Origin of the sequence: Streptococcus mitis, from assembly GCF_003942995.1 — a bacterium.
Classification (GTDB): Bacteria; Bacillota; Bacilli; order Lactobacillales; family Streptococcaceae; genus Streptococcus; species Streptococcus mitis_CV.
On record NZ_RJOH01000002.1, the window covers coordinates 87,759 to 102,830 of the forward strand.

16 protein-coding genes are annotated in these 15,072 nt (G+C 39.5%); 6 read left to right on the forward strand and 10 right to left on the reverse strand.

Annotated features, from left to right (window positions below):
* Positions 1 to 23 precede the first annotated feature (23 nt).
* Entirely contained in the window at positions 24 to 707 is a 684-nt protein-coding gene (gene rpiA / locus D8836_RS01855) for a ribose-5-phosphate isomerase RpiA (protein ID WP_125392974.1), read from the reverse strand.
* Positions 708 to 937: 230 nt separating this feature from the next.
* Here rpiA and D8836_RS01860 point away from each other — a divergent pair, with 230 nt between their 5' ends.
* Positions 938 to 1,123 carry a hypothetical protein gene (locus tag D8836_RS01860; RefSeq protein ID WP_001068557.1) on the forward strand — a complete coding sequence of 62 codons (186 nt, stop codon included), beginning with the start codon at positions 938 to 940 and terminating at the stop codon, positions 1,121 to 1,123.
* 24 nt (positions 1,124 to 1,147) lie between these two features.
* On the opposite strand, the gene D8836_RS01865 is transcribed toward D8836_RS01860, so the two are convergent.
* From D8836_RS01865 to D8836_RS01885, 5 genes are all read right to left on the reverse strand, one after another.
* Positions 1,148 to 1,999 (reverse strand): NAD(P)H-hydrate dehydratase, encoded by an 852-nt coding sequence (locus tag D8836_RS01865; protein ID WP_125392975.1) that lies wholly within the window; start codon positions 1,997 to 1,999, stop codon positions 1,148 to 1,150.
* A gap of 13 nt (positions 2,000 to 2,012) precedes the next feature.
* Positions 2,013 to 2,834 (reverse strand): hypothetical protein, encoded by an 822-nt coding sequence (locus D8836_RS01870; RefSeq protein WP_000601058.1) that lies wholly within the window; start codon positions 2,832 to 2,834, stop codon positions 2,013 to 2,015.
* 137 nt (positions 2,835 to 2,971) lie between these two features.
* Positions 2,972 to 3,829, reverse strand: coding sequence for a bifunctional methylenetetrahydrofolate dehydrogenase/methenyltetrahydrofolate cyclohydrolase (locus D8836_RS01875; protein WP_185761577.1), 858 nt, complete (start codon positions 3,827 to 3,829; stop codon positions 2,972 to 2,974).
* Between the two features lie 177 nt (positions 3,830 to 4,006).
* Complete coding sequence (locus D8836_RS01880) at positions 4,007 to 4,741, reverse strand: amino acid ABC transporter ATP-binding protein (RefSeq protein WP_023946442.1); 735 nt, start codon at positions 4,739 to 4,741, stop codon at positions 4,007 to 4,009.
* A complete protein-coding gene (locus D8836_RS01885) occupies positions 4,741 to 5,424 on the reverse strand; it encodes an amino acid ABC transporter permease (RefSeq protein WP_033686685.1) in 684 nt (227 codons plus the stop codon). Before D8836_RS01885 ends, D8836_RS01880 begins: the two co-directional genes overlap by 1 nt.
* 190 nt (positions 5,425 to 5,614) lie before the next feature.
* On the opposite strand from D8836_RS01885, the gene D8836_RS01890 reads away from it, so the two are divergent.
* The 5 genes from D8836_RS01890 to D8836_RS01915 all read left to right on the forward strand — a co-directional run bounded on the left by D8836_RS01890 (position 5,615) and on the right by D8836_RS01915 (position 10,042).
* A complete protein-coding gene (locus D8836_RS01890) occupies positions 5,615 to 5,845 on the forward strand; it encodes a DUF1797 family protein (protein ID WP_000443570.1) in 231 nt (76 codons plus the stop codon).
* Between the two features lie 230 nt (positions 5,846 to 6,075).
* A complete protein-coding gene (locus D8836_RS01900; protein ID WP_125392978.1) occupies positions 6,076 to 8,334 on the forward strand; it encodes an ATP-dependent Clp protease ATP-binding subunit in 2,259 nt (752 codons plus the stop codon).
* A 130-nt stretch (positions 8,335 to 8,464) separates the two neighbouring features.
* Complete coding sequence (locus tag D8836_RS01905; RefSeq protein ID WP_020902950.1) at positions 8,465 to 8,917, forward strand: NUDIX hydrolase; 453 nt, start codon at positions 8,465 to 8,467, stop codon at positions 8,915 to 8,917.
* A gap of 58 nt (positions 8,918 to 8,975) precedes the next feature.
* A complete protein-coding gene (locus tag D8836_RS01910; protein WP_000767189.1) occupies positions 8,976 to 9,275 on the forward strand; it encodes a DUF1827 family protein in 300 nt (99 codons plus the stop codon).
* 134 nt (positions 9,276 to 9,409) lie between these two features.
* A complete protein-coding gene (locus D8836_RS01915) occupies positions 9,410 to 10,042 on the forward strand; it encodes a GNAT family N-acetyltransferase (protein WP_125392979.1) in 633 nt (210 codons plus the stop codon).
* A 47-nt stretch (positions 10,043 to 10,089) separates the two neighbouring features.
* Here D8836_RS01915 and ezrA read toward each other — a convergent pair whose 3' ends face one another.
* From ezrA to D8836_RS01935, 4 genes are all read right to left on the reverse strand, one after another.
* A complete protein-coding gene (ezrA, locus tag D8836_RS01920; protein WP_125392980.1) occupies positions 10,090 to 11,817 on the reverse strand; it encodes a septation ring formation regulator EzrA in 1,728 nt (575 codons plus the stop codon).
* Positions 11,818 to 11,898: 81 nt separating this feature from the next.
* The gene (gyrB, locus tag D8836_RS01925) at positions 11,899 to 13,845 is read right to left on the reverse strand and encodes a DNA topoisomerase (ATP-hydrolyzing) subunit B (protein ID WP_000134040.1); all 1,947 of its coding nucleotides are present in this window, start codon (positions 13,843 to 13,845) and stop codon (positions 11,899 to 11,901) included.
* Between the two features lie 14 nt (positions 13,846 to 13,859).
* Complete coding sequence (locus tag D8836_RS01930; RefSeq protein ID WP_185761578.1) at positions 13,860 to 14,423, reverse strand: HAD family hydrolase; 564 nt, start codon at positions 14,421 to 14,423, stop codon at positions 13,860 to 13,862.
* Positions 14,424 to 14,509: 86 nt separating this feature from the next.
* Complete coding sequence (locus tag D8836_RS01935; RefSeq protein ID WP_125392982.1) at positions 14,510 to 15,064, reverse strand: DJ-1 family glyoxalase III; 555 nt, start codon at positions 15,062 to 15,064, stop codon at positions 14,510 to 14,512.
* Between the last annotated feature and the right edge of the window lie 8 nt (positions 15,065 to 15,072).

The following is a 15,072-nucleotide window of genomic DNA, read 5'->3' on the forward strand; positions in this document are numbered from 1 at the left end:
AGTGTATCTCCTTATTATGTTGATTAGTTTGCTTTTGTTGAAGTTAAAATCTGAACCCCGTCTCGTCCAGCAACGATTATCTTATCCACCATTTGATTAAATAAGCCGTGCTCCACGACACCAACGATATGGTCCAATTCTTGACCAAAGGCAATTGGATCCTCGATGACATCCAAGGCCAAGTCAATGATAAAATTCTGCATATCCGTCACAAAACGTTGGCCATCTTTTTCACGGAAACTTGGTTTGTAGCCAGCTCGTTCAAAACGACGAAAGACCTGTTCTGCGCCATACTGAACCACTTCTACAGGCAATTTAAAAGCACCTAGTTTCTCGACCAGCTTGCTTTCATCCACTACCCAAATATATTCTTTTGAGGGCGTTGCAACAACCTTCTCCATCAGGAGGGCACCACCACCACCTTTGATTCCATTAAACCGACTATCCACTTCATCCGCCCCGTCGACTGTCACATCGACAAAGTCTACTTGGTCAATAGACTTGAGTGGGATATTAAGCCCTTCAGCCTGTTTACTAGTCACACTAGAAGTCGTTACAGCTGTAATCTGCAATCCTTCTTCCTTGATCCGACGACCGATTTCTTCTACGAAATAATAGGCAGTAGACCCCGTTCCAAGTCCGACTACCATGCCATCCTTGACAAACTCAGCAGCCTTGATACCTGCCATTTTCTTCAATTTTTCCACTCAAACACCTCCNTTAAAGAGCTACTTTCATTATAACATGTATCCTTTTTTATTTCATGGATACACTAGAAAAACCCGAACATTTTTATTTTTATGTCCACCTTGTTTTGGTAGTTAGAATCTTAGATATGAGAACTTGTAGATAAAACAGGTCCTAGCCAAAAGCAGCAACAGTTGATTTTTTATCATAAAGATGATTAAATAGTTAAGTACAGAAAAGGAGAAATAAGATGAACCCATTAGATTTGTTTAACCAAGTAAAAGAATTAATCGAAACAAAAGATTTCGAAGCTGCAAAAACATTTGTTGCAGAAAATCAAGACCAACTTGGAGAATACTTCTCTCAAGCTCAGCAGTTGATTTCTGGTTCTGAAGGTCTAGATGGCCTCGTTGGAAAGATTAAAGGATTTTTCTAAAAGATATAAAGGCGCCTGAAACGATCAGGTGCCTTTTTGAGATATCTTTTTCATTATTTTGGGAAGATGACTGCTGATTTCCGTCGGCAAGACCACATAATTTTCTTGAGCTAGTTCTTGGGCTATGGCTGAATGAAGATAGGTTGCTACTGCCACACGTTCGTAGAGACTGGTCTGTCGAAATTGGCCTGCAAATCCTGCAATCATTCCAGCAAGAGTATCTCCCATTCCCCCAGTCGCCTGATAGGGACCGCCAACCTGTAACTGGTAATAATCAGATTGGCCAGCTTGCCAAATACGAGTAGCTGGACCTTTTTCTACCAAAATTGTTCCTTGAGGGAAAGAAGTCAGGGCACTAGCTGTTGTATCTTCGTTTTGCTTTTTAATCGTAATTCCAGACAGCTTTTCCCATTCTTTTTGGTGGGGAGTTAGGATAAGCTGGTTAGATGGAAACGACAAACTTGTCCTAGCAAGGATGGTTAAGGCCCCTCCGTCTACAATTAAAATCTGATTCTTTTTTAAGCTAGCAAAAATCTGTTTGACTAGATTTTCTCCAAAAGCATCGTCTCGTAAACCAGGTCCCACTAAGACCACTTCTGCCTTCTCCAACTGCTCTTTTAACAATTGCTGGTCTTGAAGAGAAAAGGCCATAGATTCTGGTAAATGACTATGCAAAGCTGAGATATTTTCCCTATCTGTTCCAACAGTCACCAATCCTGCACCGCTTTTAACAGCCGCCAAAGCAGCCATGATGATAGCACCACCATAAGGATAAGTCCCACCCAGCAACAGCAAACGACCATAGTCTCCTTTATGACTGGTACGAGAACGTTCAATAATGACTTTTTCTAATAATGCTTGCTCAATCACTCTCATCGTTTTTCCTCAACTATCCTTTATCTGATTGTTTTAAAACAACTTGATAGACTTTCTTAGTCCACTCTTCTAAGTCTTCTCCAGCATAGTCAAGATAATACACCCTATCTTGTATTTTGGTTGGAATAATATTTTCAAATTGGCTCTTATTATGAGTTGGAATAATGCAAATATACAACTCACTTAATAAATTAAGCATGTCCTTAATTTTTACAGCATGGTAACCATCAAAAATATAACCAGGAACTTTAATCAAATCTGTATAGATAAAATGAAAACTTACTCCAGGAATAAACTTGTCTTGTAATTCTTTCTCTGAAGGAGCTCGACCTAATAAACGCTCCATCGCCAATCGATAACCAGAACTTGTATTTGACCACCCTAACATGACATAGTCAAAATAATCTATCGGATCAGATGCAGCATTTCGACTATCCAAAACCAACTCCTCAGCATCTCGCCCAAAGGCTTTCACAGCAGATAAAAGACGACCAGTTTTAAAAATAGAAATCGCTGCATCTATAGTCGTAGTATGACTACAGTAGTCTGAAGTCACTAACCTCTTATGTAGGTCATAAGTCGAGGCTACTCTTTTATCTGTAGGAGTAAATGGTGGCAGAAAGGGATGCTGACAGATGTAATCTAAAATTTCTTTTTTTAAACAAGAATCAGCACACTCAATACTTGTTTGACGTTTATGAAGTTTTTCGTAAGCTATAAATTTAGCAATTTTTTCTAATTCCCACTCTTGAATATTTGGATAATCAATTAGTGCTAAGTAGTATATTCCATCCCATTGTAAACTATATTCCCCATTATAAATTTTTAAAATCATCTAATCACCTCACTCCATTATACAACAAAAAGGAGGCGCATACCTCCTTTTATAAATTTATTTCTAAAATTTNATATTCATTTCTGCCATTTTAGATATAGCTATAGAAAATACACTTTCCTCGGAAAATTTTTCTCTTATTTTCTATCCAATGTCCGGAGTGCTGCTTGATAAGTTTGCTCCATCAGCATAGTAATGGTCATAGGACCTACACCTCCAGGAACTGGCGTAATATGGCTAGCAAGTGGGGCAACTGCCTCATAATCCACATCCCCACAGAGCTTACCATTTTCATCGCGGTTCATCCCGACATCGATGACAACTGCACCTGGTTTTACAAAGTCAGCAGTCACAAACTTAGCACGACCGATTGCAACAACCAGAATATCTGCTTTAGCAGCCACCTTGGCAAGATTATGAGTCCGTGAGTGGGTCAAAGTCACTGTAGCATTCTTTGCCAAAAGAAGCTGGGCCATAGGTTTTCCAACGATATTGGAACGACCGATGACGACCGCATTTTTACCTTCTAAGTCAATCCCGTATTCATGGAACATTTCCATAATCCCTGCAGGTGTAGAAGGAATCATGACTGGATGACCAGACCAGAGACGCCCCATGTTTAAGGGATGGAAACCATCCACATCCTTTTCTGGGTCAATGGCCAACAAAACTGCCTCTTCATCAATATGTTTTGGTAATGGTAACTGGACCAAAATTCCATGCCAAGCTGGATCTTGATTGTATTTGGCAATCAAGTCTAACAATTCCTCTTGAGTAATGGTATCTGGAACTCGCACAACTTCACTACGGAAACCAGCCGCAAGGGCTGATCTCTCCTTGTTACGAACGTAGACTTGGCTGGCAGGATTGTCCCCAACCAAAATCACTACCAAACCAGGTAATAGCCCCGTTTCTTCCTTTAATCTTTCAGTCTTTTCAGCCAGCTGTCCTTGTAACTTAGCTGCTAGAGCCTTCCCATCAATAATCTGTGTCATATCACTTCTCTTTTCTTTCAAATATCTTCCATTATACCAAAAACTGTTGGTCCCCTCTAACACTTCTTTCCTAGGCTATCTTATAGTTTCAAACTATAAGAAAAAGCTCGGTTCGAGCTTTTCATTAATCTATATTTTATATGTAAAGTTAGTTACAAATAGCTAAACAAAGCTAACTTATAAAACCTTACTCAAGAAGTCCTTAGTCCGTTGTTCTTGGGTTTGTTCAAAAATCTGTTCAGGTGTTCCGTCTTCAACAACCACACCGTCTGCCATAAAGATGACACGGTCTGCCACCTCACGAGCAAATCCCATCTCATGTGTTACGATAACCATAGTCATTCCTGACTTGGCTAGATCTTGCATAACACCCAGAACCTCACCAACCATTTCAGGGTCCAAGGCTGAAGTTGGCTCGTCAAAGAGCAAGACATCAGGTTCCATAGCCAAACCACGCGCAATGGCAATCCGTTGTTGCTGTCCACCTGACAAACTCTGTGGATAAGCAGTTGCCTTATCTGGTAAACCAACTTTTTCCAAAAGTTCCTGAGCTCTCTTCTCTGCAACTTCCTTACTTTCACCTTTGGTCTTGATAGGAGACAAGGTGATATTTTCCATCACAGTCATATTAGGAAAGAGATTGAATTGTTGGAAAACCATGCCCATCTTCTCACGCATGGCAAAAAGATCATTCTTCTTATCCGTAATATCGACTCCCTCAAAGATAACCTTCCCCTTGGTCGCTTCTTCCAACAAATTCATAGAACGAAGCAAGGTAGATTTCCCGCTTCCTGAAGGACCGATAATAACAACAACTTCTCCTCTTTTAATCTCGAGGTTGATGCCCTTCAATACTTCATTCTTTCCAAAGGATTTATGTAAATTTTCAATTTTTATCAAGGTTTCTGTCATTATTTTTTATCTCCTTGTCCCATACGTTTTTCAAAAGCTTTCAAAGCTACTGTCAAAATAGAGGTCATAATCAAGTAGTAAAAGGCTGCAAACAAAAGTGGTGTTAAAGGTAGATAGGTTGTTGTGGAAACTGTTGTAGCTCCATTCCACAACTCCATAACACCAATAGCTGATAAGAGGGAACTATCCTTGATAATAGTGATAAATTCGTTCCCCAATGCTGGTAAGATATTTTTGATTGCTTGTGGCAAAATCACATAGCGCATCGCATTTTTAGGACGAATCCCTAAAGAATAAGCCGCTTCTAACTGCCCCTTAGGAACCGCATTAATCCCAGCACGAACAGTCTCAGAAACATAAGCACCACTGTTCATAGAGATAATCAAAATCCCTGGAATCAGACGGGAAAGGTCAACACCTAAAATTCCAACCTGAATAGTCGGAGCATTGATGTGCATAAGGGCAAAGGCAATCATAATCTGAACCATCATCGGTGTCCCACGGAAAATCCAAACGTACAAGTTGGCGAGCCAAACAAACGGTTTAAACTTTGAACGTTGCCCAAAAGCCAAGACAACACCCAAAATAGTTCCCAAAAAGACAACACAGATAGAAATGAGAACCGTCACGACAGCCCCGTAGTTAAAATAAGGTAAATACTTTGGTAAAAAAGAAAAATTCATAGTCACACTGCTTTCTAAAATAGAATACTGTATGATTATAACATGAATTGAATTAAAATTCAAATTTTTTGTCTAATTTATTCAAAAAATCTTTCAGCTGGTAGAATTAGCGAGAAATCTTAGTTTTTTCTAGGCAAGTTGGCCTCCTTTATGGTAAAATAGTAACGATAAGAAATGAAGGAGAATCAAAATGGAATCACATTTGGTTAGAATCATCAACCGCCTTGAAGCAATGGCAAAAGACGGCGGAAATTTAAAACGTAATTTTGAACGCGAAGGAGTTGTTGTTGCAGAAGTTGCATACAGCCACGACGAAGAAAACGGCTCAATCTTTACCCTGCGTGATGTCGAAGCTCGCGAAACTTATACGTTTGACAGCATTGACTTGATTGCAATGGAGATTTACGAACTCCTTTACTAATACAAAACAAGCTGGGATTACACCCTGCATGTCTAACCAAAATCCTTTTTGTCTCGCAAATAGGATTTTTTTATTCCCTAAAATCTCAAAAATTTTCATTGTAACAACTTCTCAAAGCTGCAATCTTTTTACTTGCTTTACACCCCAATCCTGTTATAATGAGAGTATAGAAATTTGACTATTATTGACCTTTGGACAGGCCAAGCTAAAGAAAGAAATGAGGTAGATGTATGCTTTGTCAAAACTGTAAAATCAATGACTCAACAATTCATCTTTATACCAATCTCAATGGAAAGCAAAAACAAATTGACCTCTGTCAAAACTGCTATAAGATTATAAAGACAGATCCTAACAATAGCCTCTTTAAAGGTATTACGGATCTGAACAATCGTGACTTTGATCCCTTTGGTGACTTCTTCAATGACCTAAACAATTTTAGACCTTCTAGCAATACTCCTCCGACTCCTCCAACCCAATCAGGTGGAGGTTACGGTGGAAACGGCGGTTATGGTTCCCAAAATCGTGGACCTGCTCAAACTCCTCCACCAAGCCAAGAAAAAGGCCTACTGAAAGAATTTGGTATCAACGTAACTGAAATTGCCCGTCGTGGAGATATTGACCCCGTTATTGGGCGCGACGATGAGATTATCCGTGTCATCGAAATTCTCAATCGCAGAACTAAGAATAATCCTGTTCTTATCGGTGAACCAGGTGTCGGAAAAACTGCCGTTGTCGAAGGTCTAGCTCAGAAAATCGTTGATGGCGATGTTCCCCATAAACTACAAGGCAAACAAGTCATCCGTCTGGATGTGGTTAGCCTAGTTCAAGGAACGGGCATCCGTGGACAATTTGAAGAACGCATGCAAAAACTCATGGAAGAAATTCGCAAACGTGAGGACATCATTCTCTTTATCGATGAAATCCATGAAATAGTCGGTGCGGGTTCTGCTGGCGATGGCAATATGGATGCAGGAAATATCCTCAAGCCAGCCCTTGCTCGTGGTGAACTGCAACTGGTCGGTGCCACTACCCTCAATGAATATCGTATCATTGAAAAAGATGCTGCCCTAGAGCGTCGTATGCAGCCTGTCAAAGTCGATGAACCAACCGTGGAAGAAACAATCACTATCCTCAATGGGATTCAAAAGAAATACGAAGACTACCACCACGTTCAGTATACCGATGCTGCAATTGAAGCAGCTGCAACTCTTTCCAATCGCTACATCCAAGATCGCTTCTTGCCTGACAAGGCCATCGACCTCCTAGATGAAGCTGGTTCTAAGATGAACTTGACCTTGAATTTTGTGGATCCTAAAGTAATTGATCAACGCTTGATTGAGGCTGAAAATCTTAAATCTCAAGCTACACGAGAGGAAGATTTTGAGAAGGCGGCTTATTTCCGCGACCAGATTGCCAAGTATAAGGAAATGCAAAAGAAAAAGGTCACAGACCAAGATACTCCTATCATCAGTGAGAAAACCATTGAGCACATTATCGAGCAGAAAACCAATATCCCTGTTGGCGATTTGAAAGAGAAAGAACAATCTCAACTCATCCATCTAGCCGAAGATCTCAAGTCTCATGTTATTGGACAAGATGATGCTGTCGATAAGATTGCCAAGGCTATTCGCCGGAATCGTGTCGGTCTCGGTACCCCTAACCGCCCAATCGGAAGCTTCCTCTTTGTCGGACCAACTGGGGTCGGTAAGACAGAACTTTCCAAACAATTAGCTATCGAACTCTTTGGTTCTGCTGATAGCATGATTCGCTTTGACATGAGCGAATACATGGAAAAACACAGCGTAGCTAAGTTGGTCGGTGCCCCTCCAGGTTATGTTGGCTACGATGAGGCTGGGCAATTAACTGAAAAAGTCCGCCGCAATCCCTACTCTCTTATTCTCTTGGATGAAGTAGAGAAAGCCCATCCAGATGTCATGCATATGTTCCTTCAAGTATTGGACGATGGTCGTTTAACAGATGGACAAGGACGTACCGTTAGCTTCAAGGACGCTATCATCATCATGACTTCAAATGCAGGTACAGGTAAGGCAGAAGCCAGCGTTGGATTTGGAGCTGCTAGAGAAGGACGTACCAACTCTGTTCTCGGTGAACTCGGTAACTTCTTTAGCCCAGAGTTTATGAACCGTTTTGATGGTATTATCGAATTTAAGGCTCTCAGCAAGGACAACCTCCTTCAGATTGTCGAGCTTATGCTTGCAGACGTTAACAAGCGCCTTTCTAGCAACAACATTCATTTAGATGTAACTGAAAAGGTAAAGGAAAAATTAGTTGACCTCGGCTATGATCCAAAAATGGGGGCGCGCCCACTTCGTCGTACTATTCAAGACTATATTGAAGACGCAATCACTGATTACTACCTTGAAAATCCAAGCGAAAAAGATCTCAAAGCAGTGATGACCAGCAAGGGTAACATTCAAATCAAATCTGCCAAAAAAGCTGAAGTAAAGACTTCTGAAAAAGAAGTATAAATCCTATAGAAAAGGAGTAGAAAATGAAATTTTTCTGCTTCTTTTTTACTAAAATAACTGTAATTTCTTGACAGCTTGCCCTTTGTCCATTATGATAATAATAACGATACTAGATAATGAGGAAAATGCAATGGCAAACCCAACTTTCGGAGAAAAGAAAGCAAATACAGACTATGTGTCACGCTATGGCGTATATGCAGTTATCCCTGATGCTGAACAAAAACAAATTGTTCTTGTTCAAGCACCTAATGGCGCTTGGTTCTTACCTGGTGGTGAAATTGAAGCAGGTGAAAATCATCAAGAAGCCCTAAAACGTGAATTGATTGAAGAGCTTGGCTTCACAGCTGAAATTGGTGCCTATTACGGACAAGCTGACGAATATTTCTACTCTCGTCATCGTGACACCTACTACTACAATCCTGCCTACCTCTATGAAGCGACTTCTTTTAAAGAAGTGCAAAAGCCACTAGAAGACTTTAATCATATCGCCTGGTTCCCTATTGACGAGGCTATTGAAAATCTCAAACGTGGTAGCCATAAATGGGCAATCCAATCTTGGAAAAAACAGCATAAGATTGACTAAATCAAGCTACTTTATTCAAAAAGTGCTATAATAGAATTAGAAAATCGGAGGAAATGTTATGAAGCTTATCAATACGACAAACTCACACTCGCAACTTGTAAAAAGCCAGCTAGAAAGTACAGATGCAACCCTTGTTGAGGTTTATTCTGCAGGTAATACAGATGTTATTTTTACCCAAGCTCCGCTTCACTATGAAATCCTCATCTCAAACAAACACCGCGCTATCCGCGAACCTGAAATCGAAGCTATTCAAGAATTTTTCTTGAAACGTAAAATTGATAAGGACTCTATTGATGAGGCCAATATCAAAACCCTCTATTCAGAAAAATTAATTGGAATTTCAATTCCGACCAAATAAAATCTTGGAGAGATTAGAAAGTACTTTGAACCTTATGGAACAAAATTAGGTTTATTTAGCTTTTTAAATCATCTCCAATTTTTTATCTTGAAATCTTATCATACAAGATTTTATAGATAATTAAGGAGACAAACATGGGAGACATCATATATAGAGAGGCAAGAATTGAAGAAAGCGAAAAAATTGGAAAATTATTAGCCAATTCTTTTCTTGACTATCCCTTTTTAACAATTTTAAAAGACGATTTGAAGAAACCTGACTCCTATCCTGCTTTTGTAGAAACATTGCAAATTCTGCTTACTAGAGTCTATATTAAGAAGGGAAACTGTTTAATTGCAGAACAGGATGGAGAATTACTTGCAGTTGCCCTTTTGCAACAAAAGGATTTCTGTATACTATCCTATCTACGAAATGGTGGAACAAACATTTTTCGCTACATTCGACCACAAAATCTCCTTAAATACTTTGACTTTGTAAAACGTTCCAAAAAGCATTTAGAAGAATCTGGAGAGTTTGATTGGTATTTGATGGCCTTAGCTGTCAATGTATCAAATAAAGGGCTAGGAATAGGCAGTACATTTTTGAAACAAGGAATTGAACCCTATGTCAAATCAAAAGGCTGTAAGCACTTGGGCCTCATAACTAGTACAGCTAGAAATACCTCATTCTACGAAAAAAACGATTATGTCCTACTTGACTTTATGGAGCTAGAATACGGTTCAATATCAATTGGTAACTGGGCATTTTTAAAAACAATAAATAAATAAAAAAAATTTGGTGCTGCTTATCACAGAACCAAATCTTTTTTATTATGTTAGAAACGAATCGTCTCACGTGTTTTTTCGTATGAAGTGATAAAACGGTTGGTTACACCTGGTTCTGCAACTTCCAAAGCTTGCGAAATCTTATCAAATGAAGCATGATAATCAAATTCTTTTTCAAAAATTTCTAATGATTCATTAAAAGCTTCTTGAATGCGCTCATCAAATGAGCGGTAACGGTTCGAATACTGTAGCAACTGTTCTGTCAACGTTGCATATTGAACAATATTATATGTTTCTTCTTCAAGTGCTTCCATATCATTTGTTGCAATTTCAAGCATCCGGTTCACAGCTTCGATATTGACCCGAGCTTCTTCTAGTTCAGCCATCAACTCTTCAGTATGGTTACTTGCTGTAAAGAACAACTGTAAGAAATTCTGAGGAATTCCTGGAAGATTGCGTTTTTCCATATATCTCTTAATTGTGTGAAGACGATTAACATAAACATTTGCCTTCTGGCGAGCATTGATATCATCTTTTTCAATCTGAGCAAAGCGTTGACTAACCGCAACTTGTTCATCTTCAATTTCCTTCAAAGTCGCTTGTAAGTTTTCCAAACGATCTTCAAGGAATGAATAAGGTTCAGAATGTTCCTCTTGTTCAGAAGTTAATTCCAATACAGATTCTTCCAAAGACTCTAACTCAGCTTGTAATCTATGAACATGACTAACATCCGTTTCAGAAAGTAGGTAATTGTTACTCAATCGTTGAATATCTTCCACTAAAACAGCATTACTATCTTTCATGTGTTTCAAATATGTAGGAAGGGTTGCAACTAAGCCTTCTACTACTTTTTGAGCAGCGATTTCTCGTGTAAAGATATCATAGAGTGCATTGATTTCTTCTTGAACTTGAGTATTTTCATACTCTGCATTATCCAACTCTAATTGTGCAATATTTTCGTGGTTTTTCTTCAAAGCTTCATAAAGCAATTGGAAGCGAGATTCAATATCCGTTTCAGCAAAATGATAGTTAGAATCTAAAAGCTTACGGTAACCATCCTCCAAATCTTCCAATTGATCAGGTAGCTCTTTAGATAATGTTTTTACAATCGCTGGCAAGCGGTCAACAATGTGACTCAAAGCCAAGATATGATTTTCAGCATTATCCAAAATCACAGCAGCTTCTACTGGGTCACCTGAAGTGTTCAAAGTAACAAACTGAGAAAACTCTGATTGGATATTTTCCAATTGTTTTTCGATTTCAGATAAACCTTGGCCATATTCTTCAGAATGATCAGCCACTCGGTGTTGCAACTCTTCAAACAAGTCCAAGGTATGAAGAACACGACCGCTGTTTTTAGATTCTTGTTTCTCCAAATCTGCCAAGGCATTGCGAATTGCCGCAATATCTTCTTCAATCAAGGTAATTTGGCTCTCGATTTGGTCAATTTGATGACTAGCCTTAAAAAAACGGAATGAATTGTTATAACCTTCTGCCTCGAAAAGATTATTTTCGATATCGGCAAAAGAGTTAAGAGATAGGTCAACCCATTTTTGGTTCCATTCACGGAAAGTCACTTGACTTTGTCCAATCAAGTGCATATTTTTTACAGCTTCAACTTCATCATTAACTGGAAGATTGTACAGCTCTTCTTTTTTCTCTTCTAAAATTGCTAATTTACTTTCATTGCGTTTCCGTACATAAATTGCTATAGCATATGAAATCAGCAATATAATTGCAATTGCAATTATAAGATATACTACTAGACTACCAGACATATTAAACTCCTTTTTAACTTGAAACAATCGTAATGATTATATCATATTTTTTAGACCAAGGGAACTACTTCTCCCGATTTTTTAGACATCAAGTGTACTATAGACGGCATTTTCTTCGATAAATTCACGACGAGGCTCTACTCGATCCCCCATCAACATATCAAAGATTTTATCTGCCTCAGCTGCGTCATCCACAGAAACTCTAGCCATCAAGCGATGCTCGGGATCCATTGTTGTTTCCCATAACTGATGATCGTCCATTTCACCCAGACCTTTATACCTCTGAATAGTTGGTTTGGCGCGACCTTCACTGTGGCGGGCTAAGGCTTCTTGGAGTTTAATTTCTTGGTCTGCTCCTGGCTGGATATATTCTTTAATCTCGCTTCCAACCTTGACACCATAGATTGGAGGTTGGGCGATATAAACATAACCAGCTTCTAGAATTGGTTTCATATAACGATAAATCAAGGTTAAAAGAAGGGTACGAATATGAGCACCATCGACATCGGCATCGGTCATCAAAACGAGTTTTTGGTAACGGGCTTTTGAAACATCAAATTCTGCACCAAATCCTGTTCCCATCGCTGTGAAAAGACTACGAATTTCTTCGTTAGCTAGAATCTTATCCATACTTGCCTTTTCAACGTTCAAAATCTTACCGCGGATTGGAAGAATTGCCTGAAATTCACGGTTACGACCAGATTTGGCTGATCCACCAGCTGAGTCTCCTTCGACGATGAAGAGTTCTGTTTCAGCAGGATTGTTAGAAGAACAGTCTGCTAGTTTCCCTGGAAGGTTGGAAATTTCCAAACCAGATTTTTTACGAGTGACTTCACGCGCACGCTTGGCAGCCACACGAGCCTTAGCAGCTAAAATCCCTTTTTCCACGATACGTTTGGCAATCTGTGGATTTTCCATGAGGAAATCGGAGAAGGCATCACTGAAGAGGCGATTGGTAATCTTGACCACTTCGCTATTCCCCAGTTTGGTCTTGGTTTGTCCTTCAAACTGTGGATTTGGGTGTTTAACTGAGATAACAGCAGTTAATCCTTCACGAACATCTTCCCCTGTCAGGTTGTCTTCATTGTCTTTCAGTAACTTATTTTTACGAGCATAATCGTTGATAACACGTGTCAAGGCTGTACGGAAACCTTGCTCATGCGTTCCACCTTCATGGGTATGAATATTATTGGCGAAACTCATGACATTTTCATGGTAACCCGTTGTGTACTGCATAGCTACTTCGACTGTGATATCATCCATTTCACCATCTGTGTAAATTGGTGTATCAAAGATAACATCCTTGTTCTCGTTGATATATTCAACGTAGCTAGCAATCCCACCTTCATAGTGGTAATGCTTAGTTTGTTCTAGCCCCTCACGCTTATCTGTGATGGAGATTTGAAGACCACGATTTAGAAAGGCCAACTCTTGAATCCGTTTATTTAATTTATCAAAATCAAAGGTTGTTGTTTCCGTAAAGATTTCTGGGTCCGGTGTGAAGTGAACTGTTGTTCCCGTTTTATCCGTATCTCCAACCACCTCAAGGTCTGCAACAACATGACCACGACGGTATTCTTGGTAATGAATTTTACCATTTTTGTGGACATGAACGTCTAATTGAGTTGAAAGGGCATTAACTACTGAGGACCCCACTCCGTGAAGACCACCTGAGACCTTATATCCGCCACCGCCAAACTTTCCTCCAGCGTGAAGAACAGTAAAGACAGTCTCAACGGCAGGTCGACCTGTTTTTTCCTGAATATCGACGGGGATCCCACGTCCATCATCAACAACTGTAATCGAATCATCTGGCTCAATAAAGACTTGAATATGGCTAGCAAATCCTGCCAAGGCCTCATCAATTGAGTTATCAACAATTTCCCAGACTAGATGGTGAAGACCTTCTTTTGAGGTTGACCCGATATACATCCCTGGACGCATACGAACAGCCTCTAAGCCCTCTAAAACTTGAATTTGACTGGCATCATAATCTTGTGCCTGCAGATTTTTGATTTCTTCTGTCATCTTTTTCCTTTTTCTTACATGTCTAATACTTGTCTTAAATTCACGATACTGGTAAACAAGTGGGTAGCTAGTCCTGCAGCTTGCCCTGCTTCAATATCAATAGGACGATCACCAATTACAATACCAGAGCTAATCTGATACTTTTCTCTTAAATAAAGCATGGACTCAGGATTTGGTTTTCTCTGAAAGCCTGAGTTAGAAGTCACCACTTCTGTAAAATAAGCTGCTATAGAGGTTTTTTCTAAAATTTCCAAGACCTGATCATTACGATGAGATACCAAAAAATGACGGCCACCTTGATTCGAGATATCTTTCAATAAATCAGAAACTCCATCAAATAAAATCGGGTGTTCAAGCTCTCTGGCTTCATTTTCCTTATACTTTTCTAAAAAATTCTCTAAGTTGGGAGCGAATGTCTCAATCGCAAAATCAGTAGAAACCTTTAAAGCCTGATAGACACTGTCATGGCCTTGTGTGATGCCATACAATGCCAATGTTTCAACAAAGGCAGCTGTTGAAGTTTCGTAATTATCCAGTAAAGTTCCACCTAAATCCCAGATGTAATCGTGATATTTCATACCCTTCATTATAGCATTTTTTTATGAAAAAAGCGATGATTTCCCTGAGTTTTCCACATAAAAAAAACGAGAGTTTGACTCCCGTTTTACTGATTTTTACCAAAGACATCTCGATAGAGCATTCCTGTTCGTAAAATCTCTGCGTCTCCTCCTAGTTGCTCCACTAACTCGTAGGCAAAGGCAAGGGCTGTTGATGGACCTCGACTGGTTATCAAATGACCATCTACCACTACTGTTTCCTTTACATATTGACCATCAAAGATTTGCTCTTGAACGCCATCATAGCAAGTGTACTGCTTGTTTTTCAATAGCCCTGCTTGATTGAGGGCAATTGGCGCAGCACAAATGGCTGCTAGTTTTTTTCCTTCTTGCTCGAAGCTTTGCAACTCTTGAATCAAGGCCTGATTATCGCGCAAATGTGCAGAACCAGGCATGCCACCAGGAAGAACAACCATATCATAGTCTGATAAATCACCATCAAAGACACGATCTGCTCTTACTTGGATTGCATGCGAACCAGTCACTTGCTCTTCAAACCCAACCATATCACAAGTGATATTTGCCCGACGCAAAACATCCACAACTGTCAAAGCTTCAATTTCTTCAAAGCCTTGGGCTAACATGACTGCTACTTTAACCATGATTTTCT